Below are 26958 nucleotides of genomic sequence, written 5' to 3'. Positions count from 1 at the left end.
CCGGTCGGCTCCGGCCGCCGGGACCGGGGCCTCCGGAGCCCGGCGGCCGCCGCGGCCCCCGCCCGGCCGGCCGCACGCCGTCCCCGCGTGGTGGCGGCGTGCGGCCGGCCGGGCCCGGCGGGCGCACGCCGCTCACCCGGCAGGGGCCCGCTCCACGAGGCGCTGGGCGTAGTAAGCGCCCAGCCGCTCGCGGGAGCGGGGCGCGCCGGCCTCGGCTCCGTGGAACTGCGGAGCCTCCATGATCTCCTCCTTGGTGGGGGAGACGTGGACCGTGCGCTCGGCCGGGTCGATGCGGGTGATCAGGCCGGCGGGCAGCAGCGTGCTCCTGTCGGAGATCCACGATCCGGTGTCGATGACGATGTAGCTGTCGTCCGCCATGGTGCTCTCCTCCTCCACGGGGCCGATCTCCCCGTCGGGGGTCTGCACCTCGAAACCGATGAGGTCCAGCGACCGGTCGCCGCCGTAGACGTCCGGACGGTAGTTCCACAGGTTCTCGTTCGTCATGATCGGGCTCTTCTCCTGTCGGGGAACGGATGTCGGCGGCTCGTCTACCCGCCCAGGTGAGAGCAAACGAACCCGGAGAACGGCTCGCGGGACGCGGCCGCGTCCCGGCGGTCCGCGCCTGCCGCCGACCCCCGGCTGGTCCGTTCCGGCGGTCCGCGCCTGCGGCCGGCCTCCGGGTCCGCGCCTGCCGCCGGCCTCCGCCCGGCCGGTTCCGGTCCCGCCGCCCGGCGTGGGGAGCGGCCGAGGCGTCAGTCCCAGAACCGCGCCTCGGGGTGGCTCCGCGAGGGGCGGTCCAGCAGCGGCTGCGGCCGGCCGCGCAGGTGCAGGTCGAAGAAGGCCCCGACGTAGGCGCGGACGACGGCCACCGCCCGCGTTCCCGGCAGCGGCTTGACGGGGGCACCGCCCGCTTTCGGGGGAAGCGAGTACTCCTCCAGCGGGATGCCGAGCCGTTTCGCGAACAGCGGGTGGTCGGAGAAGGACGAGTGGTCGGCGCCGTCGACGGTCAGCCAGCGCTTCCAGCCGGTCATCCGCCGCCAGTCGCGGTCCCAGGAGCGGTCGGGTCCGCCCGGATCGTGGATCCTGGCCGCGCCCAGCAGCAGGAACGGGCGGGAGAGCCCCTTGCGGGGCAGCGGCAGGTAGAAGGTGCCGTCCATGTTCACCCCGGCGCGCACCCGGGAGTCGGTGAGCATGACCCGGGCGGCGCTGTTGCCGCCGATGGAATGGCCCGCCATCGCGATCCGGGACGCGTCGATCAGGCCGCCGTGCTTCCAGGCCGGATCCGCCCCGGTCAGCCGGTCGAGGACGAAGGAGACGTCGGCCGCCCGGCTGCGGGTGATCTTCTTTCCGTAGCCGGGGTCGCGCTCCGCGATCTCGCAGGCGGTGCACGTGGCGGTGCGCCCGCCGGGCAGCGCCGTCCCGAACGCCTCGTGGGTGTGGTCGATCCCCGCCACCGCGTACCCCCTGCTGGCCAGGTCCTCCGACAGCGCCGTCAGGGAGGAGCGGGACTGGGAGAACCCGGGTGACAGCACGACGAGCGGAAGACCGCCCGCCCGCCCGATCGGTGCGGCGTCGGTGAAGGCGTTGGTGCGCGTCCGGCTCAGCAGCGTCGCGTTCCGGCGCGTCGCCGGTGCTCCCAGTCCTTTCAGGAGCAGCGACGCCTCCTCGAAGGTCATGTACGGGGCCCGCCGCGTCCCCGGCGCCCTGGCCGGGTACCACAGCGAGACCATGAGCTCGCGCGGCTTCCCACCGGTCGCCCAGGGGTCCGGCCGGGAGGCGTCGACCAGGTGCAACGTCGTGGTGCCCACCGGGTGCGGGCCGGTCGGCTCCGGCAGGGCCAGGGCCGGTCCGGGCGGGACGGAGCCGCCGGCCGGGCCGGTGGAGGGCGAGGAGGAGGGAGCGGCGGCCGCCGCGGCGGGCGCGGCGAGGGCGGGCAGCGCAAGGACGGGCAGTGCGAGGGCGGCGGCCAGCGCTCGGCGGAGGCTGCCCGTCGGCATCGGCGACATGGTTGACATGGCGATCACTCTGCTGATCTCCGTCCGAGGTGGTATCGGTCGAAGAGCCAGCGAAAATTTAGACTTTCGGTGCAGAAGGCATCAAGGTGCTCGTTCCGAGTGAGGAGGCCGGCCGAGAGGCCGTCACCCGGATGACGGGTGCGGACGTACCCGCTCCCGCGATCTTCCCGCCGCACGCCGCACGCCGCCTGCCTCGTCCCGCTTCGCCCTGCCCTGTACGGCGGGCGGGGCGACCCTGAGGGGCGACCCTGGCTTGTCCCTGATCTCGGTCCGCGGGACCGCCGCCCGGCCCCGTTGCGCCCTACGGTGGGCACATGGGACGAATTCTGCTGATAGTGGCGGCCGTGGTGCTCGCCTTCTTCCTGCTCGGCTCGGTGCTGGGCCTCCTGTTCGGCCTGCTCAAGTGGGCCCTGATCATCGGTCTGGTGGCCGTGGTGGTCATGTTCGCGGCCAAGCTCTTCCGCTCCTCGAAGGTCCGCGGCTGACGCCGGCCGGGTGACCACCGGGGGCGCGTCTCCGCCGGGGCCGCACCCGGCGGAGACGCGGTGGACGGCGTGACCGCACCCGGCGGAGACGCGGTGGACGGCGTGACCGCACCCGGCGGGCCCCGGCGGGCGGGGTCACGCCTGGCGGTAGCCGTCGAGGAACCGGCCGATGCGGCCGATCGCCGCGTCCAGGTCGTCGGCGTGCGGCAGGGTGAGGATGCGGAAGTGGTCGGGGCGCGGCCAGTTGAAGCCGGTGCCCTGCACGACCTGGATCTTCTCCCGCAGCAGCAGGTCCAGGACGAACCGCTGGTCGTCGACGATCTTGTGCACCTCGGGGTCGAGGCGGGGGAACGCGTACACCGCCCCCTGCGGTTTCACGCACGAGACGCCGGGGATCCGGTTGAGCCTCTCCCAGGCGAGGTCGCGCTGCTCGCGCAGGCGGCCGCCCGGCAGGACGAGGTCGTTGATGCTCTGCCGGCCGCCGAGCGCCGCCTGGACGGCGTACTGCGCGGGGGTGTTGGGGCACAGCCGCATGGAGGCCAGCATGGTCAGGCCCTCCAGGTAGTCGCGGGCGTGCTCGCGGGGGCCGGACACCACCAGCCAGCCGGAGCGGTAGCCGGCGACCCGGTAGGCCTTCGACAGGCCGGAGAAGGTCAGGCACACCAGGTCGGGGGCGAGCGCCGCGACGTGGTGGTGGACGGCGTCGTCGTAGAGGATCTTGTCGTAGACCTCGTCGGCCAGCACCATCAGGCCGTGCCGCCGGGCCAGGTCGAGGATCCCCTCCAGGACCCGCTTCGGGTAGACCGCGCCGGTGGGGTTGTTGGGATTGATGATCACCACGGCCCTGGTGCGAGCGGTGATCTTGGCGGCCATGTCGTCGAGGTCGGGGTACCAGCCGGCCGACTCGTCGCACAGGTAGTGCACGGCCCGCCCGCCGGCCAGGGTGGTCACGGCCGTCCACAGCGGGTAGTCCGGGGCCGGGATCAGGACCTCGTCGCCGTCGTCGACCAGGGCCTGGACCGCCATTGAGATCAGTTCGGAGACGCCGTTGCCGAGGTAGACGTCGTCGACGTCCACGTCGGGCAGGCCGCGCTCCTGGTAGTGCTGGGCCACCGCCCGCCGCGCGGGCAGCACGCCCCGGGAGTCGGTGTAGCCATGGGCCTTCGGAAGCATCCGGATCATGTCCTGGACGATCTCCTCGGGCGCCTCGAAACCGAACAGCGCCGGGTTGCCGGTGTTCAGCCGGAGCACGCTGTGCCCCGCCTCCTCCAGGGCGTCGGCGTGCTCGACGACCGGTCCGCGGATCTCGTAGCAGATCCCGTTCAGCTTGCTCGACTGCCTGAACTCCATGCGGTGGTCTCCCGATCCGTGTCCGCGTCTCCGCCGTCTGCGGTGTCACTTGGTTCTACCAAGTGAGCACTTGGAAAGTCCAACCGTTAGAGTGGCGGCATGCCACGACGGAGCTACGACCAGTACTGCGCCATCGCGCGGGCACTCGACGCCGTCGGCGACCGGTGGGCGCTGCTGGTCGTCCGGGAGCTGCTGGCCGGTCCCCGCAGGTACACCGAGCTGCACGCCGACCTGCCGGGAGTGAGCACGGACGTGCTCGCCGCCCGGCTGAAGGACCTGGAGCGCGAGGGCGTCGTGACCCGCCGCAGGCTGCCGCCGCCCGGCGCCGCCACGGTCTACGAGCTCACGCCGCGCGGTCGCGGCCTGCTGCCGGTCCTGGCCGCGCTGGCGTCCTGGGGTGCGGACGGCCTCGCCGAGCGGAGCCCGACCGACGCCGTCCGCGCGCACTGGTTCGCCGTCCCCCTGGTGCACCGGCTCGAGCAGGTCGCGGGCGGGCGCGCCGGAGTCGTCGAGGTCGCGCTGGAGGAGGGGACCTTCCACCTGCGGCTCGGCGGAGAGGGCCCGCCGTCCTACGGGGACGGCCCGGCCGAGGCCGCCGACGCGCGGCTCGCCACGGACGCGGACACCTGCGTCGCCCTCGCCCGGGACGTCCGGACGGTCGCGGACGCCGTGGCCGCCGGACGGATCACGGTGACCGGCCGGGGCCCGCTCGCCGACGCGCTGCGGGGCGCGTGACCGCGGCCGGGACGCGCGCCCCGCACGACCCGGGCGCCGGCCGCGTGCATCCGGACGCCGACCGCGTGCGGTGCGCGCCGAGGAGCGCCCGGCCGCGTCCGGCACCACCCGGCCGCGTCCGGCACCACCCGGCCGATCCGGTCACTCCACCCGGCCGATCCGGTCACTCCACCCGGCCGATCCGGTCACTCCGATTCCGCGACGCGGGCCGGCTCCAGGGCGGCCCACTCCCGGCGGCGGACCTCCGCCACGGCGATCGCCGTGGCGACCCCGACGTTGAAGGAGCCGACCCGGCCGACCTGCGGGATGTAGCAGACGGCGTCGGCGGCCTCCAGCAGCGCGGGGGAGCAGCCGTGGTCCTCGCTGCCCACCACCAGGCACACGTCACCGGTCAGCTCCGCCTCGTGCAGCGGGGCGGCGTCGCCGGTCAGCTCCACCGCGACCACCCGGAACCCGTCCGCCTTGGCGGCCCGTACGGCCTCCGTCACCGGGACCGGCTCCTCCCAGGCGACGAGCCGGTCGGTGCCCAGCGCCGTCTTCTGCGCCTTGGGGTTGGTCGGGGGAGTGGCGTTGCCCGCCAGCCAGATGCGCTCGGCCCCGAAGGCGGCGGCGGTGCGGAAGATGGAGCCGATGTTGAACGGCCCGGTCACCGATTCGACGATCAGGGCGAGGCGGCCTTCGGTGTTCCTGCGCCAGGTGCGGTTGAGCCGCTTGACGTCGGTCGGCCGCAGCTGCCTGCGCGGGTTGGCGGTCATGGGGCGTTCACCGTTCCTGGTCGTGGGTCTCGTCGTCGTGCTCTCGCCGTCCGCCGGCCGGCTCCGCGCGGGCCGGGCGGTGCTCACCGCGCCCCGACCCGGAGGATCCGGTAGGACGACCGGGAGGCCGTACGGGTCGTGGGCCAGCCCTGCTCGTTGAGCCAGCGCTGCAGGGAGTCGGACCCCAGGTGCTTCTGGACCACCAGGTGGGCGGCGCCGTCCGGGGTCAGGCGCGACAGCCAGCGCGTCAGCATCTCGTGCAGGGCGGTCTTGCCGATGCGGATCGCCGGGTTGGACCAGATGGCGCTGAACCTGACCTCCTCCGGGACCTCGTCGGCATGCACTGACCTTACTTTGTCAAGGCCAGCGGTCCGGGCGTTCGCGGCGCAAAGGTCCACGGAGCGGCGGTTCACGTCGACCGCCCAGACGGTCGCGGCGGGAGCCCGCGAGGCCATCGTCAGCGCGATGGGACCGTAACCGCAGCCCAGGTCCAGCAGGTCGCCCTCCGGCGGGGGAGGGGGCACGCTCTCCAGCAGGATGCGGGTGCCCTGGTCGACCCGCTCGGGGGAGAACACCCCGCTGTCGGTCTCCAGCCTCAGGTGGAGGTCGGGGAGGACGAGCGTGACCGAGCCCGGCCGGCTGGCGCTCTCGGGGCGCTCCTCGAAGTAATGTGCCACGTGCCCATTGTCCCGCCTCCGGCGCGGCGCTCCGCACACCCGGTGGCCGGTGCGGGCTCCCGGCGAGGTCAGGGGATGCGCGAGCCCAGCAGGAGGGCGGAGACGGCGAACAGCAGGCCCGTCACCACGCCCGCCACGGTGAACCACCGGCCGATCTCCTGGTTGACCGTCCGGTAGCCGAGGGAGGTGCCGATCTGCTCGTAGACCGCCCGCAGCTCGCTGCCCGACTCCGCCTCGTAGGCGCGCCCCCCGGTGCCCTGCGAGAGGGCCTGCAGGGTCACCTTGTTGACCGGGACGTTCACCTCCCTGCCGTCGATGGAGACGGTGCCGTCCTGGGTGCCGTAGGCGATCGTGGAGACGGGCACGCGGGCGTTGACCGCGGACTCGACGGCCTCGGCCACCGACCGGCCCGAGGTGTTGTCCCCGTCGGACAGCAGCACGATCGCGGCCGGCGGGGGGTCGCTGACGGCCTGCTGGTCGAAGAAGCGGATGGAGTCGATGGAGCTGAACACCGCCTCGCCGATGGCGGTGCCGGCCCGGGTGTTCAGGTTGGCGAGCGAGGTGGCCACGGCCTGGTGGTCGATCGTGGGGGAGACGACCACGGCGGCCGAGCGGGCGAAGGCGACCAGGCCGACGTTGAAGCGCTCCGGCAGGTCCCGGACGAACTTCTGGGCGGCCTCCTTGGCCGCGGCGAGCCGGTTGGGCGAGACGTCGTCGGCCTCCATCGAGAGCGAGACGTCCAGCGCGATGATGATCGTCGCCCGGTCGCGGGGCACCCGCACCGCGTCGGCCGGGCGGGCGGCGGACAGCACCAGCAGGCTCATCATCAGCAGGAACAGCGCGGGGGCGACGTGCCGGCGCCAGTCCGGCCCGGAGGGCGTCACCAGGTCGAGCAGCGGCAGGTTGGTGAAGCGAACCGCGTAGCGGCGGCGGGCGAACTGGGCCGCCACGTAGGCCGCGACGAGGGCCGCGAGCGCGGCGAACAGCCAGAGCCAGGCGGGAGACAGGAAGGTCACCGGGCCGCCCCCGCCGGGTTCCGGTGCGTCAGGTGCGCGGTGCGCCGCTGCCTCAGCACGAACTGCGCGATGTCGGCCACCCAGTCGCGGTCGGTCCGCAGCACCAGGTGCGCCGCGCCGCAGCGGCGCAGCGCCATCCGGTTGACCTCCCGCTGGGCGGCCGCCGCCCGGGCGTAGGCCGCGCGCACCTTCGCGGTGAGCCGGACCTGGCGGCTCCGCCCCGACTCGGGGTCGGTGAGGCTGACCAGTCCCACGGGCGGCAGCTCCAGCTCGCGCGGGTCGATCACCTCCACGGCCAGCACCTGGTGGCGGGCGGCCAGGCGGCGCATCGGCCGCTCCCAGGGCAGCTCCAGGTCGGGGTCGAGGGCGGGTTCGGCGTCCAGGAAGTCGGAGACCACCACCCGCAGGCCGCGCCGGCGCCGCGCCGAGGCCAGCACCTCGATGCCCTCGGCCAGGTCGGGGGCGTCGGCGACCGGGCGGCCCCGGGGCGCGTCCATCAGCGAGTGCAGCAGGCCGTACAGGGCGGGCCGGCCGCCGCGGGCGGGCATCCGGTGGACGTACTCGTCGTGCAGGACGTAGGCGCCGAAGCGGTTGCCGACCCGCCGGGTGAGGAACCCGATCGCGCCGACCGCGGCGACCACCAGCTCCCGCTTCTCCACGGCGGCGGTGCCGAAGTCCATGCTGGGCGAGAGGTCGGCCAGCACCCAGGTCTCCAGTTCCCGGTCGGCGATGAGGTCCCTGACGTGCGGGACGGAGGTCCGGGCGGTCACCGCCCAGTCCATGCGGCGGACGTCGTCCTCGCCGGGGACGTAGACGCGGCTGTCGCCGGCCTCGCTGCCGGGCCCGGGGAGCAGGCCCTGGTGCGCGCCGTGCAGCAGGCCGTCCAGCCGCCGCACGATGGTCAGCTCCAGCCTGCGGAGCGCCTGCTCGGCCGTACTCATGGCGACGCCGGAGCGTCGCGGCTCGGGGGCCGGGGTCATCGGGGGCCCTGGTTCCAGACCACCAGCGGCGGGGGCACGGCGGCGAGGATCTGCCGGACCACGTCGTCGGGGTCGATCCCGTCGGCGAGCGCGTCGAAGGTGAGCATCAGCCGGTGCGACATCACGTCCACGGCCACGTCCCGGATGTCGTCGGGGAGCAGGTAGTCGCGGCCGCGCAGCAGGGCCAGGCCGCGGCCGGCGGCGACCAGGCCGAGCGTGGCGCGCGGGCTGACGCCGATCTCGATGTTCTCCTCCAGGCCGGCCAGGCCGTACTCGGCGGGCGAGCGGGTGGCCATGACCAGCCGCACGACGTAGTCGGCGACCAGCTGGTGCACCGAGACCTGGTCGGCGAGGCTCTGCAGGGCGGACAGCCGATCCGGGTCGAGGACCGCCCTGGGCGTGGGCGGGGTGACGCTCATCCGGTGCAGGATCTCGAGCTCCTCGTGGGCGCTGGGGTGGCCGACCCGGACCCTGAAGAGGAAGCGGTCGCGCTGGACCTCGGGGAGCGGGTAGACGCCCTCGGACTCGATGGGGTTCTGGGTGGCGAGCACGACGAACGGCCTGGGCAGCGGGTGGGTCCGCCCGGCCAGGGAGACCTGGCGCTCGGCCATGACCTCCAGCAGGGCCGACTGCACCTTAGCCGGGGCGCGGTTGACCTCGTCGGCGAGCAGGAAGTTGACGAAGACCGGACCGAGCTCGACGTCGAAGGCCTCGCGGGAGGGGTGGTAGACCCTGGTGCCCACGATGTCGCTGGGCACCAGGTCGGGCGTGAACTGGATGCGGGCGAAGGTGCCGCCCACCACGGTGGCCAGCGTGGAGGCGGCCAGGGTCTTGGCGACGCCGGGCACCCCCTCCAGCAGGCAGTGGCCGCGCGCCAGCAGCGCCACGAGCAGCCGCTCCACCATGTGGTCCTGGCCCACGATGACCCGCCGGACCTCGGTCAGGGCCTCGCGCAGCAGTCCGGCGTCGGTCTCGCTGGGAACTTCCTCGGCGACGGTCATGGTGACATTCCACCAAACAGAGGGCTCTGCCGCATGGCTGGAGTGGTGCGCATTTCCGGTTGATACCCACCTGCGCGAGGTGTGATCGCCGCCACCGGCTTTCCCGTGTGCTTTCATGGCAGGCGTGGCCAGTCCGCTCCAGTACGGTGACCCGCCCCGGCTCGGGCAGTTCGTCCTGCAGGCGCGCCTGCGGGTCGGGCCTGCGGGGCTGGTCTACCTGGGGCAGGACTCCGGCGGCCGGGCGGTCTCGCTGGCGGTGCTGACCAGGGGCGCCGCGCAGGACCCGGCGGCCAGGGACCGCTTCGTCACGGCGATCCGCGAGGCGGCGGCCAGCCGCGGGGTCCGGGGCTGGATGGCCAGGGCGGCGCGGGGCCGGACGGCGGTGGCCGAGGCGGTCCCGCAGGTGCTGGCCATGGACGGCGGCGCCGCGCCCTGGGTCGCCACGCCGTACGAACCGGACCGGGCCGGAGCCGAGCGGTTCCTGGAGCCGGTGCTGGTGCGCGGCACGCTGACCGGTGAGCGGCACGGCCCGGACTTCGCGCCGCACTGGGTGGGCGACCGTTCGCCCGCGCTGCCGCCGCCCTCCCGGGGGGTCCCGCCGGCGGTGGAGACCCTCCGGACGGTGGTCCTGACCGGGGCGGTGCTGACCGTCCTGCTGGTGCTGCTGGCCGCGATGCTCTGGCAGTCGTTGCGCCCGGACGACGAGGTCGAGCGGTTCCCCGCGCCGCTGCCGCCGACGAGGTTCGAGCCGACGCCGCCGCCGGTGCCGGCGACTCCGGAGCCGGGACGGCCGTCGCCCTCCCCGTCGGAGAGCGGGACGGGGCCGGGGGAGCCGGGGGACGAGGAGGGCCCGGAGGATCCCCGCGACGGGATCTGAGGTCCGGGGCGGACTGCGAACGGCGCCCGTCCGGCCGTCTCCTTCAGGGCCGTGTCCTTCGGGGCCGGCGGTGCGGGGCGCCGTGCCGCAGGCGGGCGGCACGGCGCGGAGCGGTCCTGCCCGCGTGATCCCGGGACCTCCTTGGGTATGGACAGCGGATGAGCAACGGGGAAGAACTGCGCAGGCTCGACGAGGAGCTGGCGCGGCTGCGCGCGGAGGTCGCGGCCATGCGCGACCAGGTCGGCGGGCTGGGCGCCACGGACGCCAACGAGCGGGCGCAGATGATCAACTTGGCCGACGAGCAGGAGAACCTGATCAACGAGCTCGAGGCCCGGCGCGAGTCGCTGCTCAGATCCTCCGGCGAGGGGTGAGGCGGCGCGTCGCGGGAGCGGGCGCGGCACGGCGGGCGGGCCGCACGCCGGTCCGCCGCCCGCCGGGAGACCGTACGGGATCGGTGTCCGAGAGGCCGGGACCGCACGGGATCGGCGCGCAAACGGTCGGCGGTCGGACGGCGCAAATTCACGCAAATATTTGCGTGAAATGTCGTACAGTTTGCGGCATGACGCGACGACTTGCACATGTGGCGAAGAAGGTCGGGGTGAGCGAGGCGACGGTGAGCCGCGTCCTCAACGGCAAGCCCGGGGTGTCGGAGGCGACCCGGGAGGCCGTGCTCACCGCCCTCGACGTGCTCGGGTACGAGCGCCCCACCCAGCTGCGCGGTGACCGCGCCCGTCTGGTCGGGCTGGTGCTGCCCGAGTTGCAGAACCCCATCTTCCCCGCCTTCGCCGAGGTCGTGGGCGGCGCGCTGGCGCAGCAGGGGTTCACCTCGGTGCTGTGCACCCGGACGGTGGGCGGGGTCTCCGAGGCCGACTACGTCGACCTGCTGCTCCAGCAGCAGGTGTCGGGGGTGGTCTTCGCCGGCGGCCTCTACGCCCAGGCCGACGCCTCCCACGAGCACTACCGGCTGATCCACGAGCGGGGCCTGCCCACGGTCCTGGTCAACGCGGCGGTGGCGCACCTGGGCTTCCCCCAGGTCTCCTCCGACGACGTGGTGGCCGCGGAGATGTCCCTGGGCCACCTGCGGGCGCTCGGGCACGAGCGCGTCGGCCTGGTGCTCGGTCCCCGGGACCACGTGCCCTCCCGGCGCAAACTGGAGATCTTCATGGCGTCGGCCGGCGGGGACTCCGACCTGGTGGAGCACACCATGTTCTCGCTGGAGGGCGGGCACGCGGCGGCGACCCGCCTGCTGCGCAGGGGCGTCACCGGCATCGTCTGCGCCAGCGACGTGCTGGCGCTCGGGGTGATCAGGGCCGTGCGCCGCGCGGGGTTGTCGGTGCCCCGGGACGTCTCGGTGATCGGCTACGACGACTCGGCGATGATGAACTGCACCGACCCGCCGCTGACCACGGTGCGTCAGCCCATCGACGCGATGGGCCGCGCGGCGGTGGAGCTGCTGGTCGCCCAGATCGACAAGGCCGTGGTGCCCGCCGACGAGCTGCTGTTCGAACCGGAGCTGGTCGTGCGCGCCTCGACGGCGCGGGCCGGGACGGGGGGCTGAGGCCCGGGGAGGGCGATCCGGCGACCGGCCCGGCGGGGGAGACCGGCGGGGTCCGGCGGGGTCCGGCGGGGAAGGCCGGCGGCCGGGGAGCGAGCGGCTGCTCACAGGGGTGGAACGGTGTCCCGTTCCACCCCTGTGAGCAGCTCCTCCAGGATTCACGTAGCTCAGTCGTTATATTGCAGCCTTCTGCTTGAATATTGCGAACATATGTCGACCATGCCTATCGTGTGGGCCACACCAAGGGACGGCCGGCCGCTCACGGCGCCGTTCCGTCCAGGCCGGGACGGGCACCGCGAGCGGCTCCGTTCCCCCGTCAGAAGGGTCAGCGCGATGAGGAGATCCGGCTACCGCGAGACCATGGGCGCGCTGCTCGTGGCCGGGCTCGGCCTCTCGGCCGCCGCGTGCGGTTCCGACGAGTCCGCCCGGCCGGCGCAGGGCGCCGGAGCCACGGCCGCCGGGAACGCCCCGGTGTCGATCTCGATCAACTGCGTGCCGCCGAAGACCAACAAGGCGGAACGGCAGAACTTCGAGGACGACATGGCGGAGTTCCAGAAGCTCAACCCGGACATCAAGATCGAGAAGGCTTCGGACGCCTTCCCCTGCTACGAGCCGAGGACGTTCGAGGCCAAGCTGGCCGGCGGCCGGCTCGAGACCGTCTTCTACGCGAACTTCCCCAACGTGGGCCGCCTCATGGAATCCGGCCAGGCCGCCGACATCACGCCGTACCTGGACACCGTCAAGACGTACGGCGACCTCAACGGCTCCACGGAGATCTTCAAGAAGGACGGCAGGGTCTACGGCGTGCCGACCGACGGCTACGGCATGGGCCTGGTCTACAACCGCAAGCTGTTCACGCAGGCCGGCCTGGACCCGGACAATCCGCCTAGGACCTGGGCGGAGGTGCGGGCGGCGGCCAAGCGGATCGCCGCCCTCGGTCCCGGCTACGTCGGCTTCGGCGAGTACAGCGGCGGCAACACCGGAGGCTGGCACTTCACCGCGTCGATCTACGGGCACGGCGGGGACGCGATCACCCCCGACGGGAGGAAGGCGGCCTTCAACACCCCCGAGGGCAGGGCCGTCCTGGAGAACCTCAAGCAGATGCGCTGGGCCGACGACAGCATGGGCAGCAGGCTCTTCATCAAGTGGGAGGACCTGATGAAGGCCATGGCCGGCGGCAGGATGGGCATGATGCTCGGCGCCCCCGACGTCCTGGTGCCGCTCAGGAACGACTTCCAGGCGAGGTTCGAGGACTACGCGGTGGCCGCGCAGCCGGAGGCGAAGGCCCTGCTCAACGGCGGCAAGGGCTTCATGGTCAATCCCAGGGCGACGCCCGAGCAGATCAGGGCGGGCCTGAAGTGGATCGAGTTCCAGTACCTGACCCCGGGCAGGGGCCAGCTCGACTACGAGCGGGCCAGGTCCCAGGACTACCCGGTCGGCCAGCCGTACCCGGATCTGTGGAAGGCCGGCAGCGCGACCGGCACGCAGGTCCTGGACGCGCGCAAGCAGTACGCCACAGTCGATCCCGCGCAGTACGCCCAGTGGGTCGAGGGCTCCAAGGGACTGCCGGCCAAGCCGGAGCCGGGCCCGTACGCCCAGGAGATCTACGCCATCCTCGACACGCCGATGTCGGCGGTGCTCACCAGGAAGGACGCCGACGTCGACCGGCTCCTGGCCGACGCGGAGGCGAAGGTCAACGCGCTGCTGGCGAAGAAGGGCTGACCCGCCGTCCACGCCTCCGGGGCGCCGGCCGGTCCGCCGGGCCGGCCGGCACCCCGCCCGTCACGCCGAGACCGAAAGACCTGTATCGATGACCACAGTGAGCATGCGGGGCGCGCGAGGGCGGCCCCCCACCAGGCGGCGGCGCGACGTCAAGCGCAACCTGACCGCCTACGGTTTCCTGTGCGGGGCGCTGATCTGTTTCGCGTTCTTCTCCTGGTACCCCATGGTGTGGGAGGTCGTGCTCAGCTTCCAGCGGACGAACTTCGTCGACCCGCCCGTCTGGGTCGGGCTGGAGAACTTCGTCACGGTGTTCGAGGACGCGGCCTTCGGGCCCGCCTGGAAGAACACCGCGATGTTCACCCTGCTGGCGCTCGTCTGCGGCTACGGCATCCCGTTCGTCGTCGCGATCGTCCTGAACGAGCTGCGCCACGCGCGGGCCTACCTGAGATTCGTCGTCTACCTGCCGGTGATGCTCCCGCCGGCGGTCGGGGTGCTGCTGTTCCAGTGGTTCTACGACCCGGAGGCCGGCCTGTTCAACCAGATCCTGGGCTTCCTGCACCTGCCCCCGCTGGACTGGCTGAACTCCTCCGACACCGCGCTGATCTCGCTGGTCGTCGTCTCCACCTGGATGAACCTCGGCAGCGGCACGCTGATCTACCTCGCCGCGCTGCAGACGGTCCCGAGCGAGCTGTACGAGGCGGCGGAGCTGGACGGGGCCGGGCTCCTCAAGCGGATCCGGCACGTCACGATCCCGCAGACCAGGCTGATCCTGCTGGTGATGCTGCTGCTGCAGATCGTCGCGACCATGCAGGTCTTCATCGAGCCCTACCTGCTCACCGGCGGAGGCCCGGAGAACTCGACCATCAGCGTCGTTTACCTCATGTACCAGTACGCGTTCAACTTCGGCAACGTCAACGGCGGCAACGCGCTGGGCGTGATGCTCATGCTCGTCCTGATGGTGTTCTCCGCCCTCTACCTGCGCCTCTCGCGCGACGACACCAAATAGGAGGCGCCGAGATGACCGGACTCACCACCGCCCCGGGACGTTCCCCCGGCGCCCCCGCCGATCCCGGCCACCGTCCCCGGAAGCAGGGGAGGGCCTCGCGACCCCGCAGACCCATCCCGACGGAGTTCCGCACGGCGGTCTCACCGCACCAGCTCAACTCCCGCAGGGGCAGGACCGTCTACTGGACCGTGCTGGTCACGGTGGTGACGGGCTTCACCGCGGTCTTCGTCTTCCCGCTGTACTGGATGGTCACCGGCGCGATGAAGTCGACCGAGGACCTCCTGCGGATCCCGCCGAGCCTCCTGCCGCCCCGGTTCACCCTGGAGGCGTACCTGGAGGCGTGGGAACTGCTGGACCTGGGCCTGCTGCTCGGCAACACCGCCCTGTACGCCGGCGGAGCCTGGCTGTTCACGCTCGCGATCGACGTCACGGCGGCCTACGCGCTGTCCAAGCTGCGGCCCGTGCTCGGCAGGCTGGTCCTGGGCCTGATGCTGGCCACGCTCATGATCCCGCCGATGGTCATCATGCTCCCCGCCTACCTGACGGTGAAGGACCTGCCGATCCTCGGCTGGGACCTGCTGAACACCCCGTGGGCGATCTGGCTGCCGGCCGCGGCCAACGGGTTCAACATCTTCCTGCTCAAGCGCTTCTTCGACTCGATCCCGGGGGAACTGCTCGAGGCCGCCGAGATCGACGGGGCCTCCCCGGGGCGGATCCTCTGGTCGATCGTGATGCCGGTCTCCCGGCCGATCCTCGGCGTCGTGTCCATCCTCACCGTGGTGAACGTCTGGCGGGACTTCGTCTGGCCGCTGCTCGTGCTGCCGGACAACGAGAAGATGTCGGTGAGCATCGGCATCGCCTCGCTGTCGGCGCAGATGCCGCAGAACGTGCTCATCGCCTCCCTGGTGATAGCCAGCATCCCGACCATCGTCGTCTTCTTCGTCTTCCAGCGGCAGATCATGGCCGGCCTGACCGCCGGCGGCCTCAAGGGCTGAGCTCCGCCACCCGCCCACGACCACAAGGAGTTGCTGCAGCATGTCCGGCAGTGCCATTCCGGGAACGCCCCCGGCCCCCGCCACGTCGGCCGGGACGGTCCCGCAGAGGGGGACGGAGAGGGGAGCGTGGTGGCGGGGCGCCGCGATCTACCAGGTCTACCTGCGCAGCTTCGCCGACGGCAACGGCGACGGGATCGGCGACCTGGCCGGTCTGCGGGCCCGCCTGCCGTACCTCGCCGAGCTCGGCGCCGACGCGATCTGGCTCAACCCCTGGTACCCCTCGCCGATGGCCGACGGCGGCTACGACGTGGCCGACTACCGCGACATCGACCCCGTCTTCGGCACCCTCGCCGAGGCGGAGAAGCTCATCGAGGAGGCCCACTCCCTCGGCATCCGGACGATCATCGACATCGTGCCCAACCACGGCTCGGTGGAGCAGGAGTGGTTCGTCCGGGCGCTGGCGGCCGGGCCCGGCTCGCCGGAGCGGGAGCGGTTCTGGTTCAGGGACGGCCGGGGCGACCTGCCGCCCAACGACTGGCGGTCCATCTTCGGCGGGCCCGCCTGGACGCGGGTCGCCGACGGCCAGTGGTACCTGCACCTGTTCGACCCGGGACAGCCCGACTTCAACTGGGACGCCCCCGAGGTCGTGGCGGAGTTCCACGACGTGCTGCGCTTCTGGCTCGACCGGGGCGTGGACGGCATCCGGATCGACTCGGCCGCCCTGATCGTCAAGGACTTCGGCAGCCCCACCGGCGCCGACGGCGACCTCGACGGCGTGCACGAGATCTACCGGGGCTGGCGGCGCATCACCGACTCCTACGAGGACCGGATCCTGATCGGCGAGGTGTGGCTGCCCGACCAGGAGCGGTTCGCGCGCTACCTGCGTCCCGACGAGATGCACACCGCGTTCAACTTCGACTTCCTGGGGCGGGCCTGGGACGCCCGGGAGCTGCGGGCCTCGATCGAGCTGACCCTGGCCACCCACGTGCCGATCGGCGCCCCGCCGACCTGGGTGCTGTCCAACCACGACGTGCCCCGCCCGGTGACGAGGTACGGCCGGCGGGTCACCTCCTTCTCGCACGCCGACCGCCGCGACGGCGCCCCGTCCGATGCGGTGCTGGGGGAGCGCAGGGCCAGGGCCGCGGCGCTGCTCGCGCTGGCACTGCCCGGCAGCGCCTACGTCTACCAGGGGGAGGAGCTCGGCCTGCCCGAGGTCGACGACATCCCCGGTGAACTGCGCCAGGACCCCATCTGGACCCGGTCGGGGCGCACGGTCCCCGGCCGGGACGGCTGCCGGGTGCCGCTGCCCTGGTCGGGGCAGGAGCCGCCGTTCGGGTTCGGCACGGGGGAGCCGTGGCTGCCCCAGCCGGCCTCCTGGAAGGACCTGACGGCCGAGGCGCAGGCCGCCGACCCCGGCTCCATGCTCAACCTCTACCGGCGGTCGCTGCGCATCCGCCGCGCCGAGCTCGGCGACGGCGTGCTGCGCTGGCTGGAGGCCGGTGAGGACGTGCTCGCCTTCACCCGCGAGTCCGGCCTGGCCTGCGTGGTCAACCTGGGCCCCGACCCGGTACGGCTCCCGCCGCACGGGACCGTGCTGCTGGCCAGCGGCCCGCTCGACGGCGACCGGCTGCCCGCCGACACCGCCGTGTGGCTCCGTACCGGCTGAGCCCTCCCGCGCGGGAGCGGCCCGGGCACCTGTCCGGTCGCCGGTCCGGGCAGGCGGTGTCCGTGTCCCTCAAGGCCCGGTCCCGCCCCGTCCCCTGGTGCCCCCCTGAGGTTCCGCCGACGGGCGACGGCCGCTCAGTGCGGCGGCTGCGGGGCGGCCAGAGCGGTCCGGTAGGCGTCGGAGATGTGCCCGGCGACGGCCAGGAGCGGCTCGACCAGGCGCTGCATCTCCCGGGCGCGGCGGGAGGGGACGACGATCCCGACGGCCGCGACGGGCCTGCCGTCCACCAGGACGGGGGCGGCCGCAGAGCACGAGCCGAGCGTCATCTCCTCGTGGGTGACCGCGTAGCCGCGCTCGCGCACCTGGCGCAGTTCGCGGGCCAGGCGCCCGGGCTCGGTGATGGTGTGCGGGGTGGGCCTCTCCAGGGGGCGCGACAGATAGGAGGCGACGACCCGGTCCGGTTCGAAGGCGAGCAGCGCCTTGCCTACGCCGGTGGGGTGCATGGGCAGGCGTCCGCCGACGCGCGAGACGATCGGCACCGCCCGCCTGCCGTGCACCTTGTCCACGTAGAGGACCTCGAAACCGTCGCGGACGGCCAGATGGACGTTCTCGCCGGTGCTGCCGAACAGCTCCTGCAACCAGGGGCGCGCGACCTGCTGGAGGGGGCCGGGGGCGAGCTGCCCGAGCTCCCACAGCCGCAGGCCCACGTGGAAGCGCCCGTCCGGGGCGCGGGTTAGCGCCTGCCAGGCCTCCAGCTCGCCGACCAGCCGGTGGACGGTGCTCAGAGCCATTCCGCTGCGCCGGGCGATCTCGGTCAGGGTGAGCCGGGGATGGTCGGCGTCGAAGGCGCCGAGAACGGCCAGGACACGGGAGGTGACCGACCGCCCGGCCTCGCGTGCGCCACCGGGCACCGCGCCCTCCCTGTGGTCTCCCGGCGGGACCCGTCGCGGGGATCCACCCGTTTCTTCCGCTGAGCGGAAGTGAACGCTACCTCACGGCCCTCCTCGCCGCCCGGTACGGGGGACCCGGGTCGTCCGCAGCCTGGCCGCCGTCCTGCCCCTGGGGAAGCGGTCGGTACGCTCTGGCCGGCGGATATGTGACTTCGGGGGATATCTATGGACATGTGGCAGATCGTGCTGCTGATGGTGGCCGCTGCCGGGGCGGGCTGGATCGACGCCGTGGTCGGCGGGGGAGGCCTGGTGCAGCTCCCCGCGCTGCTGGTGGCGGGGGTGCCGCCGGTCCAGGCGATGGCCACCAACAAGTTCTCCTCCGTCTTCGGCACGGCCTCGGCGGCCGTCACCTACGCCCTCACCACGAAGATCGACAAGCGGGTGGCGGTCCCCGCCGGGCTGGCCGCGGTGCTCCTGTCCGGGCTCGGCGCCTCGGCTGTGACGCTGATCTCGAAGGAGGCGCTGATCCCGCTGGTGATGGTCGCCCTGGTGGCGGTGGCGATGTTCGTCACCTTCCGGCCCGCCCTCGGCACCCGTCCCCAGCCCCAGCTGGGCACCCGGGCCCGGACACTGACGGCTGTCGGTGTCACCGGGGTGGGCATCGCCTTCTACGACGGCATCATCGGCCCGGGCACGGGCACCTTCCTGATCATCGCCTTCACGGTGATCCTCGGCATGGACTTCGTGGACGGCTCGGCCCACTCGAAGATCGTCAACTTCTGCACGAACGTGGGGGCGCTGCTGGTCTTCGGGTTCCAGGGGGAGGTGCTGTGGCTCCTCGGCCTGGCGATGGCCGCGTGCAACATCGCCGGAGCCCAGCTCGGCGCACGGATGGCGCTGCGGAGGGGAGCGAAGTTCGTGCGGATCGTCCTGCTGTGCGTGGTCGCCGCGATGGTCGCGAAACTCGGCTACGACCGGTTCCTGGCCGCCTGACGCCGCTCCCGGGACGGTGGTCCGGCGAATTTAATGATCTACTTTGTAAAGGAAGTGGTTCGTACAACCGAAGCAGCCAGAGCCACGAAGAACGCCAACAGGACAGGGATCGCCAGCGCACGCGAGAGACCGAAGACCTCCGCCGCCCCGCCGATCAGCACCGGGCCGGTGAGGAAACCGGCGTAACCGAGACTCGCCACCCGCGCCAGTGAGCGGCCCGCGTGGACCGGATCGCGGCGGCCCGCCGCCGAGAAGACCTGGGGGACGATGCAGGACAGGCCCGCGCCGAAACAGGCGAAACCGATCACTCCGGCCATCGGCAGGTTCACCAGCAGGGCGGTGCCGAGGCCGGCGGCGGCCAGGAGGCCGCAGCCGCGAACCAGGACGACCGGGCCGAGCACGGCGGCGAGGCGGTCCCCGGCGAGGCGTCCGGCGGTCATCATGACGGAGAAAGCCGCGTAGGCGGCCGCGGCGAGGCCGTCGGAGCCGCTGAGCTCGTGCAGGTAGACCGAGCTCCAGTCGGCGGCGGCGCCTTCCCCGATCATGCAGCAGAAGGCGAGCACGCCCAGCAGGAGCACGCCGCGGCCCGCGCGGCCCGGGCCGGGGTCCGTGCCCGCGGCTGCGGGTCCGCCGTCCACCGTGAGCGCCCAGCGGGAGGCCCAGAGCGCCAGGCCCGCGATGGCGACGGCCACGGTGAGGAAGGTGAGGGCGGGGGAGAGGGCGATGGCGGCGAGGAGACCGCCGGCGGCCGCGCCGAGGAATCCGCCGATGCTGAACACCGCGTGGAAGGAGGACATGATGGACCGGCCGGCGGCGCGCTCGACCTCGACGGCGTTGGCGTTCATCGCGACATCGAGGGTGCCGTGGACCGCGCCGAAGACGAACAGAGCGAGGGTGAGGACGGCCAGGTTCGGGGCCAGGGCCGGCAGGATCAGGGCGGCGCTCTGGGCGAAGGCCATCGGCAGCATCACCTTGACGCTGCCGAAGCGGTCGACCAGGCGGCCCACCACCTGCATGCCGGTGATCGCCCCGGCCGCGATGCCGAGCAGGCCGAGGCTGAGCTGGCCGTCGCCAAGACCGAGGTCGTTTCTGATGGCCGGGATGCGGGCCGTCCAGGTGCCGATCGCCATGCCGGAGAGAAGGAACAGCAGGTAGACGGCGACCTGGCCGCGCCGCAGGGCGGTCCGGTCGTCGTGGAGGAGGGTCATCATGGGGGCTCCAGGGGCGTCGGTGCGCTTGTACCGCGGCTGCGGGATCAGACGGTGCGGACGGTGACACCGGCGGCGGTGAGCGCGTCGTGCTCGGACGGGGGGATCGCGTCGTCGGTGACGACCAGGTCGAGGCGGTCCAGGGGGCAGACGGCGCCGAAGGCGGTGCGGGTGAACTTGCTCGAGTCGGTGGCCACGACGACGCGCCGGGCGGAGGCGATCGCGGCCTGCTTGACGGCGACCTCCGACAGGTCGTAGGCGGTCAGGCCGTGTTCGGCGGACAGGCCGCAGCAGCCGATGACCGCCGTGTCGAAGCGCAGGGAGCGGATGGCGCCCTCGGTGAGGGGACCGGTGAGGTCGAGCTCGCCGGGGCGGACCTCGCCGCCGGGGAGGACGAGGCGGATCCGCGGCGCCGTACCGAGCTCGTGGGCCGACTGAAGGGAGAGCGGCAGGACGGTCATCCGGCGATCGCGGATCGTGCGGGCGATCTCCAGGGCGGTGGTGCCGGAGTCCAGCAGGACGGCCTCCCCGTCGGAGAGCAGTGACGCCACCTCGGCGGCGATGCGCCGTTTGACCTCCGCCGCCTCCCGCTCGCGGACCGCGAAGGGGGGCTCCTCCCCGCGCAGCAGGAGACTGACCGCACCTCCGCGCACCCGCCTGACCACACCCTGCTGCGCGAGCTCGTCGAGGTCGCGCCGGATGGTCATCTCGGAGACCGCGTGCTCGAGCGCGAGCTCGGCGACGGAGACGGAATCGCCGGCCCGCAGGGCGGTCATGATGGCGCGGATGCGATCAGCACTTTCCATGTGTTTATTTGAACACAGTCCATGTGCGTATGACAATCGGGGGAGAATGGGTGCATGCGTGCGAGTCGTCTCCTGTCCCTCCTCCTCCTGCTGCAGACGCGGGGACGGATGACGGCCGCCGAGCTCTCCGAGGAACTGGAGGTCTCGATCCGGACGGTCTACCGGGACGTGGAGGCGCTGTCGTCGGCCGGGGTGCCGGTGTACGCCGACCGCGGACCCGCCGGGGGCTACCGGCTCCTGGACGGCTACCGCACCCGCCTGAACGGGCTGACGGCCGAGGAGGCCTCCTCGATGTTCCTGGCGGCGCTGCCCGGGCCTGCGGCCGAGCTGGGACTGGGCGAGGTGGCCGCCGCCGCGGAGCTGAAGCTGCTGGCCGCGCTGCCGCCGGGACCGCGTTCCCACGCCACCCGGATGCGCGAGCGCTTCCACCTCGACGTTCCGGGGTGGTACCGCAGCGCGGAGGAGGCGCCGTTCCTGGGCGAGGTCGCCGGGGCGGTGTGGGAGCAGCGCCCGGTGCGGATGACCTACCGCCGCTGGGGTCCGCAGGACGTGGAGCGCCTGGTCCATCCGTACGGCCTCGTGTTGAAGGGCGGGTCGTGGTACATGGTGGCGTCGCCGGGGGATGAGGCGCCGCGCACCTACAAGGTGGCGCGGATCGTGGCCGCAGAGGTGCTCGACGGGTGCTTCGAACGGCCCGAGGGGTTCGACCTCGCGGACTTCTGGGCGCGTTACACCGTGGATTTCCGCGAGCGCATGTACACCGCTCACGCGCTGATCCGGCTGGCCCCCGGGCTGGAGGGCCTGCTGCGCTACACGGTGGGGGAGGACCCCGCCGACGCCGCGCTCGCCGGCGCCGGGCCGCCCGACGAGCGCGGCTGGAGGGTGCTGCGCCTGCCGGTCGAGTCGATCCGGCACGCCCGGTGGCTGCTGCTGCGCCTGGGGACCGACGTCGAGGTTCTGGAGCCGCCCGAGCTGCGCGCGGCGATGGCCGAGACGGCCGCCGCGCTCGCGGCCCTGTACGGCCCGCCTCCGGCCGATGGCCCGGCGCTCCCGGAGGGCTGAACGGCCGGCGCCGTCGGTCCCCGTACCATGTCGGCGGCTGCCGGTGCCGCGGGCCTGCCGGGCCGGTCGAGGCGCCGGGGGTGAGTTTGTCTTTCGACGCCGGGGACGCTAGGTTGAGTGCAGTTGCAGTTGTGGTACCCATGAAACTCTGTGTGCACCTGACGGGATGTGACCCTCGGGTGCATTTTTGTTTGCCGGTCATCTCCGGATGGGCTCATCTCGGCGACGCGGGATCCGTGCAGTGCGGGTTCCGGCTCTGCCCCTATCGAAGGAGATAGACATGGCTACTGGCACCGTGAAGTGGTTCAACTCGGAAAAGGGCTTCGGCTTCATCGAGCAGGACGGCGGCGGCGCCGACGTCTTCGCCCACTACTCGAACATCGCCGCCCAGGGTTACCGCGAGCTCCAGGAAGGCCAGAAGGTGTCGTTCGACGTCACCCAGGGCCAGAAGGGCCCGCAGGCCGAGAACATCGTTCCCGCCTGACCCTGAGCGCAGCCGAGCCGGGGTCCGCAGCCGAAAGGCCGCGGGCCCCGGCTCGCGTTGTGGCCGGTCCTGCCCTGGGGTCGGACCGGCCACAACGCACGGAAAGCGCGACTCGGGCTCGGCGTACGGCCGGCGGTGGACCCGTGACGACGACGCCGGCCGGGCCGACGGAGAACGGCACGGGCGTCGGCCCGGCGCCGGGGTCAGGCGGCCCGGCGGGAACGGACCAGGGCCAGCCCGCCGAGGACCACGGCGATCGGCCCGACCACCAGGTCCACGTAGCCTCCGACTATTCCGTAGCCGGTGCTGGGACCTCCCTCGGCGGCGGCCACGACCAGCCCGCCGATGACCGTGCAGGCCGACCCCGCGATCAGGGCCGCGATGGCTCCCCGCCTCCCGGTCCCGGTGCCGATACGGCCGGTGGAGCGGGCCAGGGCCAGCCCGCCGATGACGACGCCGGCCAGGCCCAGCAGCGCGGCCACCGCGGACCAGAGACGCCCGGAGGTCAAGGTGTAAGCACCGACGGGCTGGGCCAGAACGTGCGAGGCCACCGGTGCGGCGAGCCCTGCGATTCCGAGCGGGGCGGCTGCGGCGGCGGTCAGCAGGTGACGGGCGGACATGAGGATCCTTTCGGTCGAATGACAGGTGCCGGCAGTGCGTGAAGCGCCCATGACGGCCGAGATGCCGGTGACGAGCGAACGCCTGAGCGGGTTCCACGGGACCGATCATCGTGTGGCCGGTGCGGCCACGGCCTCCGGCAGCGGACGGCGGCGTCTACGCGGTTCCGCGTAGCCGGCCCGTGGCCCGGTACGCCCGTCGTCGTAGGCGGCCGCGCGTCCGGGCGGACTGCTTGCGCGGGCGGCGATCATAGGATCGCGGCATGGAACACCGCATGGTGCCGTTGCGGCTGCCGGCGTCGGCACAGGACGCGTTGCTCGCGCTCTTCATCACCGTGATGCAGGTCCAGGGCACGATGGTCCGCAATGCCGGCGAGGTGGTGCAGCGTCCCCTCACCGACCTCGGCAACCTGGGGTACGTCCTGCTGATCGCGGGTGGCGCGGTCGTCGCCGTCCGCCGCCGGTGGCCGGTGCCGGTGTTCGTCGCCGCCGCGCTCATCAGCCTGGTGTACTACACCCTCGACTTCCCGGACGGGCCCGGCTGGCTCGGGCTCTTCGTCGCTTTTTACACCGTCGCCGCCTACGGTGACGGACGCCGGTCGCTGGTGATCGTCGGCGTGGGCGCCTCGGTGCTCGCCGTCGGCTGGCTGGTCGCCGCGGCCGACATCGAACCACGCGCCGCCATCGGCTGGGTGTACTTCCGGATCGGTGTGTCGGTCATGAGCGCGGCCCTCGGCGAGTCCGTCCGGACGCGGCAGGTCATCGCGGCCGAAGCCCAGGAGCGCGCCGAGGCGGCCGAGCGGACGCGTGAGGAGGAGGCGCGGGCGCGGGTGGACGCGGAACGGCTCCGGATCGCCCGTGAGGTCCACGACACCGTCGCGCACGCCATAGCGATCATCAACGTCCAGTCCGGTGTCACCGCGCACGTGCTCGACAAGCGGCCGGAAACGGCGCGCGAAGCGCTGCGCGTCATCGAGCAGACCAGTTCCCGGGCACTGCGGGAGATGCGGGCCGTCCTCGGGGTGCTCCGTGACGGCGACGGTGACGACGAGGGGCGGGCGCCGTATCCCGGGCTGGGGCAGATCGGCGAACTGGCCGCCAAGGCACGCGAGGCGGGACTCGACATCGAGCTCGAGGAGACCTCGCCCGCGGCACCGTTGCCCGGCGCGGTGGGAAGCGCCGTCTACCGGATCGTCCAGGAATCGATCACCAATGTGGTCCGTCACGCCGGCCCCACCCGGGTGACGATAGTGCTGAGCCCCGGGATCGAGGACTTGGAGGTCCGTGTGACCGATGAGGGCCGCCGTGCCGCCCAAGATCAAGAGTCCGCGGATCCGCACCTGTCCGTCCGGCATCCGGGCGGTACGGGCGGCTCGGCCGGGCCCGGCCGCGGGATCGTCGGCATGCGCGAGCGTTGCCGGCTGCTGGGTGGAGAACTCCACGCCGGGCCGATTCCGGGTGGCGGGTTCGAAGTCAGGGCACGGCTGCCCGTCGCGCCGGCCGGGTCGCGTCTGTGAACGCGGCGGCCGCCTCACCGCTGACCGGCGCTCCCATCAAGGTGCTGCTCGCCGATGACGAGGGTCTCGTGCGATCCGGGTTCAAGGTTCTGCTCGACCTCGAGGACGACATCACCGTGGTGGGGGAGGCCGCCGACGGTGCCGAAGCCGTCGAGCGGGCCCGTGCCACGCGTCCCGACGTCGTCCTCATGGACATCCGCATGCCCAGGGTGGACGGGATCCGGGCCACCGCCGAGATCGCCGGAACGCGCGGGCTGGAGCAGGTCCGGGTTCTCATCCTCACCACCTACGACACCGACGAGTACGTCTTCGACGCCTTGCAGGCCGGTGCCAGCGGATTCCTGCTCAAAGACGCCGGGCCGGCCGAGCTCCTGCACGCCGTGCGGGTGGTCGCCGCCGGAGAGGCGCTGCTCGCGCCGCGGATCACCCGGCGCCTCATCGGCCAGTTCACCGCGCGGCGGACGGCCGCCCGGGCCGGGGAGGACCGGCTCGCGGTGCTGACCGAGCGCGAGCGCGAAGTGCTGGCCCTGGTGGGGCGGGGCCTGAGCAACCACGAGATCGGTGCCGAGTTGTCTCTCAGCCCGGCCACCGCGCGCACCCATGTCAGCCGGGCGATGGCGAAGCTGGGCGCGCGCGACCGTGCGCAGCTGGTCGTCATCGCTTACCGGACGGGGCTGGTCGATCCCGCGAGCTGAGCAGGCCGACGCGGGTGCGGCCGGACTGTCGGTGACCGGGTGCACGATGTCGGCCATGGCTTCGTGGCAGGAGATCGAGAAGGAAGTGCCCGAGTTGGCGGGCAGGGTGCGCGAGCTGCTGGACGCGCACCGGCACAAGACGATGGCGACGCTCCGCAGGGACGGGTCACCCCGCATCAGCGGGACGGAGGCTCGGTTCAAGGACGGGGAGCTGTGGCTGGGGTCCATGCCGGGTTCGGTGAAGGCGAAGGACCTGCGGCGTGACCCGCGGCTCGCCCTGCACAGCGCGTCGGAGGACCCCGACGACGAGAATCCGTCGCGGTGGGCGGGGGACGCCAAGCTGGCGGGCAGGGCGGTGGAGGTGACCGATCCGCAGGTGCTCGGGAGGTTCGAGCTGCCGGAGGGGCAGGAGTCGCACCTGTTCCGGATCGACGTCACCGAGGTGGTCCGCACGTTCGTGGACGCGGACGGGGAGCACCTGGTCATCCAGATGTGGCATGAGGGCCGGGGCTTCCGCGAGGTACGGCGCCGCTAGACAATAATCTACATAGTAAAGGTGGTTGGATGTTTCTAGAAACATCCGACCACCCGGAAAAGACAAAGCCACAAGGGAAGAAGGCCTCTCTGCCGGCCCGGTCTCAGGGTTCAGGATGTACCGCCGCCGTGTCCCCGGCGTCGCGGGGCACGCGGGGGCGCAGGGCGCCGGCGGAGGCCGCCATGAACGCCGCCAGGACGGCGGGGATGGCCAGCGCGGTGGGCAGGTCGGTGAGTTCGGAGACGCCGCCGATGATGGCGGGCCCGGCGACGAGCCCGGTGTAGCCGACGGTGGCGACCTGGGCGATCGCCTGCCCGGCCCGGGCGGGGTCGTGGTTGCCGGCCGCGGAGAAGACCTGGGGGACGATGGTGGCCAGGCCGAGGCCGAACAGGGCGAAGCCGACGATGGCGACCGGGACGCTGCCGATGAGCAGGGCGGCGCCGAGACCGAGTGCGGCGATGACGCCGGAGATGCGGACGAGGCGGGCGGGGCCGTGCTTGAGCGCGAGGTGGTCTCCGGCGAACCGGCCGACGGTCATGGCGACGGAGAAGACGGCGAAGCCGAGGGCGGCGACGGTCTCGGAGGCGTGGAGGTCCTCGAAGAGGTAGACGGAGGTCCAGTCGACGGCGGCGCCCTCTCCGACGAGTCCGGCGAAGGCGACGACGCCCATGAGGACGATCCAGCCGGTCCAGCGGGCGGGTCCTGCGCTCTCCTGCTTCTGCCGGGCGGAGGGGTGGCGGCCGGCGGGCAGGAGGTGGCGGCCGGCGTACAGGGAGACGAGCGCGAGGGGGATGCCGGTGGCGGCGAGGGTGGTGCCCGCGCCGAGGCCGAGGAGGGCGAAGAGCCCGCCGATGCCCGCGCCCAGGAGTCCGCCGATGCTGAACATGCCGTGGAAGGAGGACATGATCGGGCGGCCGTAGGCGCGTTCGACCTCGACGCCGTGGGCGTTCATGGAGACGTCGAGGGAGGCGTTGACGAGGCCGTACAGGAAGAGGGAGGCGATGAGGGCGGGGAGGGTGGGGGCGTAGCCGGGGGGGATGATGGTGAGGGCGGTGCCGATGGCGGCGGGGACGATGACGCGGGCGCTGCCGAAGTGGTCGGTGAGGCGTCCGGCGAAGCGCATGCCGACGACGAGGCCGACGGCGATGGCGAGCAGCCCGTAGCTGAGCTGGCCGTCGCTGAGGCCGAGGTCGGTTTTGACGGCGGGGATGCGGGCGGCCCAGGCGCCGGAGACGGTGCCGAGGACGATGAAGAAGTAGGAGACGGCGCGGCGGGCGTTGGCGGCCTGCCGGGGTGTGGTGCTCATTGGCCTCTCG

General features: G+C 72.7%; 28 protein-coding genes. 15 read left to right on the top strand and 13 right to left on the bottom strand.

The genetic code is table 11. From position 1 onward, the window contains the following. Window positions 1-132 precede the first annotated feature (132 nt). Window positions 133-504, bottom strand: coding sequence for a hypothetical protein (locus HS048_RS21205; protein ID WP_068904179.1), 372 nt, complete (start codon window positions 502-504; stop codon window positions 133-135). 248 nt (window positions 505-752) lie between these two features. Further along, window positions 753-2015 carry an alpha/beta hydrolase gene (locus HS048_RS21200; RefSeq protein WP_230881820.1) on the bottom strand — a complete coding sequence of 421 codons (1263 nt, stop codon included), beginning with the start codon at window positions 2013-2015 and terminating at the stop codon, window positions 753-755. Between the two features lie 314 nt (window positions 2016-2329). Here HS048_RS21200 and HS048_RS21195 point away from each other — a divergent pair, with 314 nt between their 5' ends. Beyond that, a complete protein-coding gene (locus HS048_RS21195; protein WP_189240065.1) occupies window positions 2330-2500 on the top strand; it encodes a hypothetical protein in 171 nt (56 codons plus the stop codon). Between the two features lie 135 nt (window positions 2501-2635). Here HS048_RS21195 and HS048_RS21190 read toward each other — a convergent pair whose 3' ends face one another. Next, entirely contained in the window at window positions 2636-3850 is a 1215-nt protein-coding gene (locus HS048_RS21190) for a pyridoxal phosphate-dependent aminotransferase (protein ID WP_068904177.1), read from the bottom strand. 99 nt (window positions 3851-3949) lie between these two features. Here HS048_RS21190 and HS048_RS21185 point away from each other — a divergent pair, with 99 nt between their 5' ends. After that, window positions 3950-4585 (top strand): helix-turn-helix domain-containing protein, encoded by a 636-nt coding sequence (locus HS048_RS21185; protein WP_068904175.1) that lies wholly within the window; start codon window positions 3950-3952, stop codon window positions 4583-4585. A gap of 185 nt (window positions 4586-4770) precedes the next feature. Here the strand turns inward: HS048_RS21185 and HS048_RS21180 are convergent, their stop codons facing one another. The 5 genes from HS048_RS21180 to HS048_RS21160 form a co-directional block, all read right to left on the bottom strand. After that, window positions 4771-5340: a TrmH family RNA methyltransferase gene (locus HS048_RS21180; RefSeq protein WP_196468379.1), complete on the bottom strand. Its 570-nt coding sequence runs from the start codon at window positions 5338-5340 to the stop codon at window positions 4771-4773. An 83-nt stretch (window positions 5341-5423) separates the two neighbouring features. Next, window positions 5424-6017, bottom strand: a complete 594-nt coding sequence (locus HS048_RS21175; protein WP_068904172.1) for a class I SAM-dependent methyltransferase — start codon at window positions 6015-6017, stop codon at window positions 5424-5426. 68 nt (window positions 6018-6085) lie between these two features. Further along, the gene (locus HS048_RS21170) at window positions 6086-7033 is read right to left on the bottom strand and encodes a VWA domain-containing protein (RefSeq protein ID WP_196468378.1); all 948 of its coding nucleotides are present in this window, start codon (window positions 7031-7033) and stop codon (window positions 6086-6088) included. Beyond that, window positions 7030-8013 carry a DUF58 domain-containing protein gene (locus HS048_RS21165; RefSeq protein WP_084009088.1) on the bottom strand — a complete coding sequence of 328 codons (984 nt, stop codon included), beginning with the start codon at window positions 8011-8013 and terminating at the stop codon, window positions 7030-7032. The genes HS048_RS21170 and HS048_RS21165 overlap by 4 nt, the downstream gene beginning before the upstream one ends. Then, the gene (locus HS048_RS21160) at window positions 8010-9014 is read right to left on the bottom strand and encodes a MoxR family ATPase (RefSeq protein WP_068904168.1); all 1005 of its coding nucleotides are present in this window, start codon (window positions 9012-9014) and stop codon (window positions 8010-8012) included. The genes HS048_RS21165 and HS048_RS21160 overlap by 4 nt, the downstream gene beginning before the upstream one ends. Window positions 9015-9129: 115 nt before the next feature. On the opposite strand from HS048_RS21160, the gene HS048_RS21155 reads away from it, so the two are divergent. From HS048_RS21155 to HS048_RS21125, 7 genes are all read left to right on the top strand, one after another. Further along, window positions 9130-9891, top strand: a complete 762-nt coding sequence (locus HS048_RS21155; protein WP_068904166.1) for a hypothetical protein — start codon at window positions 9130-9132, stop codon at window positions 9889-9891. 158 nt (window positions 9892-10049) lie between these two features. After that, a complete protein-coding gene (locus tag HS048_RS21150) occupies window positions 10050-10262 on the top strand; it encodes a hypothetical protein (RefSeq protein WP_068904163.1) in 213 nt (70 codons plus the stop codon). A 188-nt stretch (window positions 10263-10450) separates the two neighbouring features. Further along, the gene (locus HS048_RS21145) at window positions 10451-11449 is read left to right on the top strand and encodes a LacI family DNA-binding transcriptional regulator (protein ID WP_068904161.1); all 999 of its coding nucleotides are present in this window, start codon (window positions 10451-10453) and stop codon (window positions 11447-11449) included. Window positions 11450-11779: 330 nt separating this feature from the next. Further along, entirely contained in the window at window positions 11780-13168 is a 1389-nt protein-coding gene (locus HS048_RS21140) for an ABC transporter substrate-binding protein (protein WP_196468377.1), read from the top strand. An 88-nt stretch (window positions 13169-13256) separates the two neighbouring features. Next, window positions 13257-14174 (top strand): carbohydrate ABC transporter permease, encoded by a 918-nt coding sequence (locus HS048_RS21135; RefSeq protein ID WP_196468376.1) that lies wholly within the window; start codon window positions 13257-13259, stop codon window positions 14172-14174. Between the two features lie 11 nt (window positions 14175-14185). Further along, window positions 14186-15169: a carbohydrate ABC transporter permease gene (locus HS048_RS21130; RefSeq protein ID WP_196468375.1), complete on the top strand. Its 984-nt coding sequence runs from the start codon at window positions 14186-14188 to the stop codon at window positions 15167-15169. Window positions 15170-15209: 40 nt separating this feature from the next. Next, a complete protein-coding gene (locus tag HS048_RS21125) occupies window positions 15210-16835 on the top strand; it encodes a glycoside hydrolase family 13 protein (RefSeq protein ID WP_196468374.1) in 1626 nt (541 codons plus the stop codon). 134 nt (window positions 16836-16969) lie between these two features. Here the strand turns inward: HS048_RS21125 and HS048_RS21120 are convergent, their stop codons facing one another. Further along, window positions 16970-17746 carry an IclR family transcriptional regulator gene (locus HS048_RS21120; RefSeq protein WP_196468373.1) on the bottom strand — a complete coding sequence of 259 codons (777 nt, stop codon included), beginning with the start codon at window positions 17744-17746 and terminating at the stop codon, window positions 16970-16972. Window positions 17747-17950: 204 nt separating this feature from the next. Here HS048_RS21120 and HS048_RS21115 point away from each other — a divergent pair, with 204 nt between their 5' ends. Continuing rightward, on the top strand, window positions 17951-18718 hold the full coding sequence (locus HS048_RS21115; protein ID WP_068904154.1) for a TSUP family transporter: 768 nt from the start codon (window positions 17951-17953) through the stop codon (window positions 18716-18718). A gap of 38 nt (window positions 18719-18756) precedes the next feature. On the opposite strand, the gene HS048_RS21110 is transcribed toward HS048_RS21115, so the two are convergent. Together HS048_RS21110 and HS048_RS21105 are read right to left on the bottom strand one after the other, a co-directional pair. Continuing rightward, window positions 18757-19929 (bottom strand): MFS transporter, encoded by a 1173-nt coding sequence (locus HS048_RS21110; protein ID WP_230881819.1) that lies wholly within the window; start codon window positions 19927-19929, stop codon window positions 18757-18759. Between the two features lie 44 nt (window positions 19930-19973). After that, window positions 19974-20732, bottom strand: coding sequence for a DeoR/GlpR family DNA-binding transcription regulator (locus HS048_RS21105; RefSeq protein WP_230881818.1), 759 nt, complete (start codon window positions 20730-20732; stop codon window positions 19974-19976). A gap of 54 nt (window positions 20733-20786) precedes the next feature. Here HS048_RS21105 and HS048_RS21100 point away from each other — a divergent pair, with 54 nt between their 5' ends. Together HS048_RS21100 and HS048_RS21095 are read left to right on the top strand one after the other, a co-directional pair. Then, entirely contained in the window at window positions 20787-21794 is a 1008-nt protein-coding gene (locus HS048_RS21100) for a YafY family protein (RefSeq protein ID WP_196468372.1), read from the top strand. A gap of 280 nt (window positions 21795-22074) precedes the next feature. Next, window positions 22075-22278, top strand: a complete 204-nt coding sequence (locus tag HS048_RS21095) for a cold-shock protein (protein WP_068904148.1) — start codon at window positions 22075-22077, stop codon at window positions 22276-22278. 203 nt (window positions 22279-22481) lie between these two features. On the opposite strand, the gene HS048_RS21090 is transcribed toward HS048_RS21095, so the two are convergent. After that, window positions 22482-22898, bottom strand: a complete 417-nt coding sequence (locus HS048_RS21090) for a DUF6223 family protein (protein WP_230881817.1) — start codon at window positions 22896-22898, stop codon at window positions 22482-22484. 260 nt (window positions 22899-23158) lie between these two features. Here HS048_RS21090 and HS048_RS21085 point away from each other — a divergent pair, with 260 nt between their 5' ends. The 3 genes from HS048_RS21085 to HS048_RS21075 are packed head-to-tail and all read left to right on the top strand — an operon-like array spanning window position 23159 to window position 25642. Further along, a complete protein-coding gene (locus HS048_RS21085) occupies window positions 23159-24412 on the top strand; it encodes a sensor histidine kinase (protein ID WP_230881816.1) in 1254 nt (417 codons plus the stop codon). After that, complete coding sequence (locus HS048_RS21080) at window positions 24409-25107, top strand: response regulator transcription factor (RefSeq protein WP_068904142.1); 699 nt, start codon at window positions 24409-24411, stop codon at window positions 25105-25107. Before HS048_RS21085 ends, HS048_RS21080 begins: the two co-directional genes overlap by 4 nt. A 55-nt stretch (window positions 25108-25162) precedes the next feature. After that, the gene (locus tag HS048_RS21075) at window positions 25163-25642 is read left to right on the top strand and encodes a pyridoxamine 5'-phosphate oxidase family protein (RefSeq protein ID WP_196468371.1); all 480 of its coding nucleotides are present in this window, start codon (window positions 25163-25165) and stop codon (window positions 25640-25642) included. 103 nt (window positions 25643-25745) lie between these two features. On the opposite strand, the gene HS048_RS21070 is transcribed toward HS048_RS21075, so the two are convergent. Further along, on the bottom strand, window positions 25746-26948 hold the full coding sequence (locus HS048_RS21070; protein ID WP_196468370.1) for an MFS transporter: 1203 nt from the start codon (window positions 26946-26948) through the stop codon (window positions 25746-25748). Between the last annotated feature and the right edge of the window lie 10 nt (window positions 26949-26958).

Origin of the sequence: Planomonospora sp. ID91781, assembly GCF_015711595.1 — a bacterium.
Classification (GTDB): domain Bacteria; phylum Actinomycetota; class Actinomycetes; order Streptosporangiales; family Streptosporangiaceae; genus Planomonospora; species Planomonospora parontospora.
This window is presented reverse-complemented; position numbering and strand designations above follow the sequence as displayed.

Coding starts and splice junctions, on each gene's coding strand:
- HS048_RS21205 (WP_068904179.1), bottom strand. CDS start 504: ATGACGAACGAGAACCTGTGGAACTACCGTCCGGACGTCTACGGCGGC.
- HS048_RS21200 (WP_230881820.1), bottom strand. CDS start 2,015: ATGTCAACCATGTCGCCGATGCCGACGGGCAGCCTCCGCCGAGCGCTG.
- HS048_RS21195 (WP_189240065.1), top strand. CDS start 2,330: ATGGGACGAATTCTGCTGATAGTGGCGGCCGTGGTGCTCGCCTTCTTC.
- HS048_RS21190 (WP_068904177.1), bottom strand. CDS start 3,850: ATGGAGTTCAGGCAGTCGAGCAAGCTGAACGGGATCTGCTACGAGATC.
- HS048_RS21185 (WP_068904175.1), top strand. CDS start 3,950: ATGCCACGACGGAGCTACGACCAGTACTGCGCCATCGCGCGGGCACTC.
- HS048_RS21180 (WP_196468379.1), bottom strand. CDS start 5,340: ATGACCGCCAACCCGCGCAGGCAGCTGCGGCCGACCGACGTCAAGCGG.
- HS048_RS21165 (WP_084009088.1), bottom strand. CDS start 8,013: ATGACCCCGGCCCCCGAGCCGCGACGCTCCGGCGTCGCCATGAGTACG.
- HS048_RS21160 (WP_068904168.1), bottom strand. CDS start 9,014: ATGACCGTCGCCGAGGAAGTTCCCAGCGAGACCGACGCCGGACTGCTG.
- HS048_RS21155 (WP_068904166.1), top strand. CDS start 9,130: ATGGCAGGCGTGGCCAGTCCGCTCCAGTACGGTGACCCGCCCCGGCTC.
- HS048_RS21150 (WP_068904163.1), top strand. CDS start 10,050: ATGAGCAACGGGGAAGAACTGCGCAGGCTCGACGAGGAGCTGGCGCGG.
- HS048_RS21145 (WP_068904161.1), top strand. CDS start 10,451: ATGACGCGACGACTTGCACATGTGGCGAAGAAGGTCGGGGTGAGCGAG.
- HS048_RS21140 (WP_196468377.1), top strand. CDS start 11,780: ATGAGGAGATCCGGCTACCGCGAGACCATGGGCGCGCTGCTCGTGGCC.
- HS048_RS21135 (WP_196468376.1), top strand. CDS start 13,257: ATGACCACAGTGAGCATGCGGGGCGCGCGAGGGCGGCCCCCCACCAGG.
- HS048_RS21130 (WP_196468375.1), top strand. CDS start 14,186: ATGACCGGACTCACCACCGCCCCGGGACGTTCCCCCGGCGCCCCCGCC.
- HS048_RS21125 (WP_196468374.1), top strand. CDS start 15,210: ATGTCCGGCAGTGCCATTCCGGGAACGCCCCCGGCCCCCGCCACGTCG.
- HS048_RS21115 (WP_068904154.1), top strand. CDS start 17,951: ATGGACATGTGGCAGATCGTGCTGCTGATGGTGGCCGCTGCCGGGGCG.
- HS048_RS21110 (WP_230881819.1), bottom strand. CDS start 19,929: ATGATGACCCTCCTCCACGACGACCGGACCGCCCTGCGGCGCGGCCAG.
- HS048_RS21105 (WP_230881818.1), bottom strand. CDS start 20,732: ATGGAAAGTGCTGATCGCATCCGCGCCATCATGACCGCCCTGCGGGCC.
- HS048_RS21100 (WP_196468372.1), top strand. CDS start 20,787: ATGCGTGCGAGTCGTCTCCTGTCCCTCCTCCTCCTGCTGCAGACGCGG.
- HS048_RS21095 (WP_068904148.1), top strand. CDS start 22,075: ATGGCTACTGGCACCGTGAAGTGGTTCAACTCGGAAAAGGGCTTCGGC.
- HS048_RS21090 (WP_230881817.1), bottom strand. CDS start 22,898: ATGTCCGCCCGTCACCTGCTGACCGCCGCCGCAGCCGCCCCGCTCGGA.
- HS048_RS21085 (WP_230881816.1), top strand. CDS start 23,159: ATGGAACACCGCATGGTGCCGTTGCGGCTGCCGGCGTCGGCACAGGAC.
- HS048_RS21075 (WP_196468371.1), top strand. CDS start 25,163: ATGGCTTCGTGGCAGGAGATCGAGAAGGAAGTGCCCGAGTTGGCGGGC.
- HS048_RS21070 (WP_196468370.1), bottom strand. CDS start 26,948: ATGAGCACCACACCCCGGCAGGCCGCCAACGCCCGCCGCGCCGTCTCC.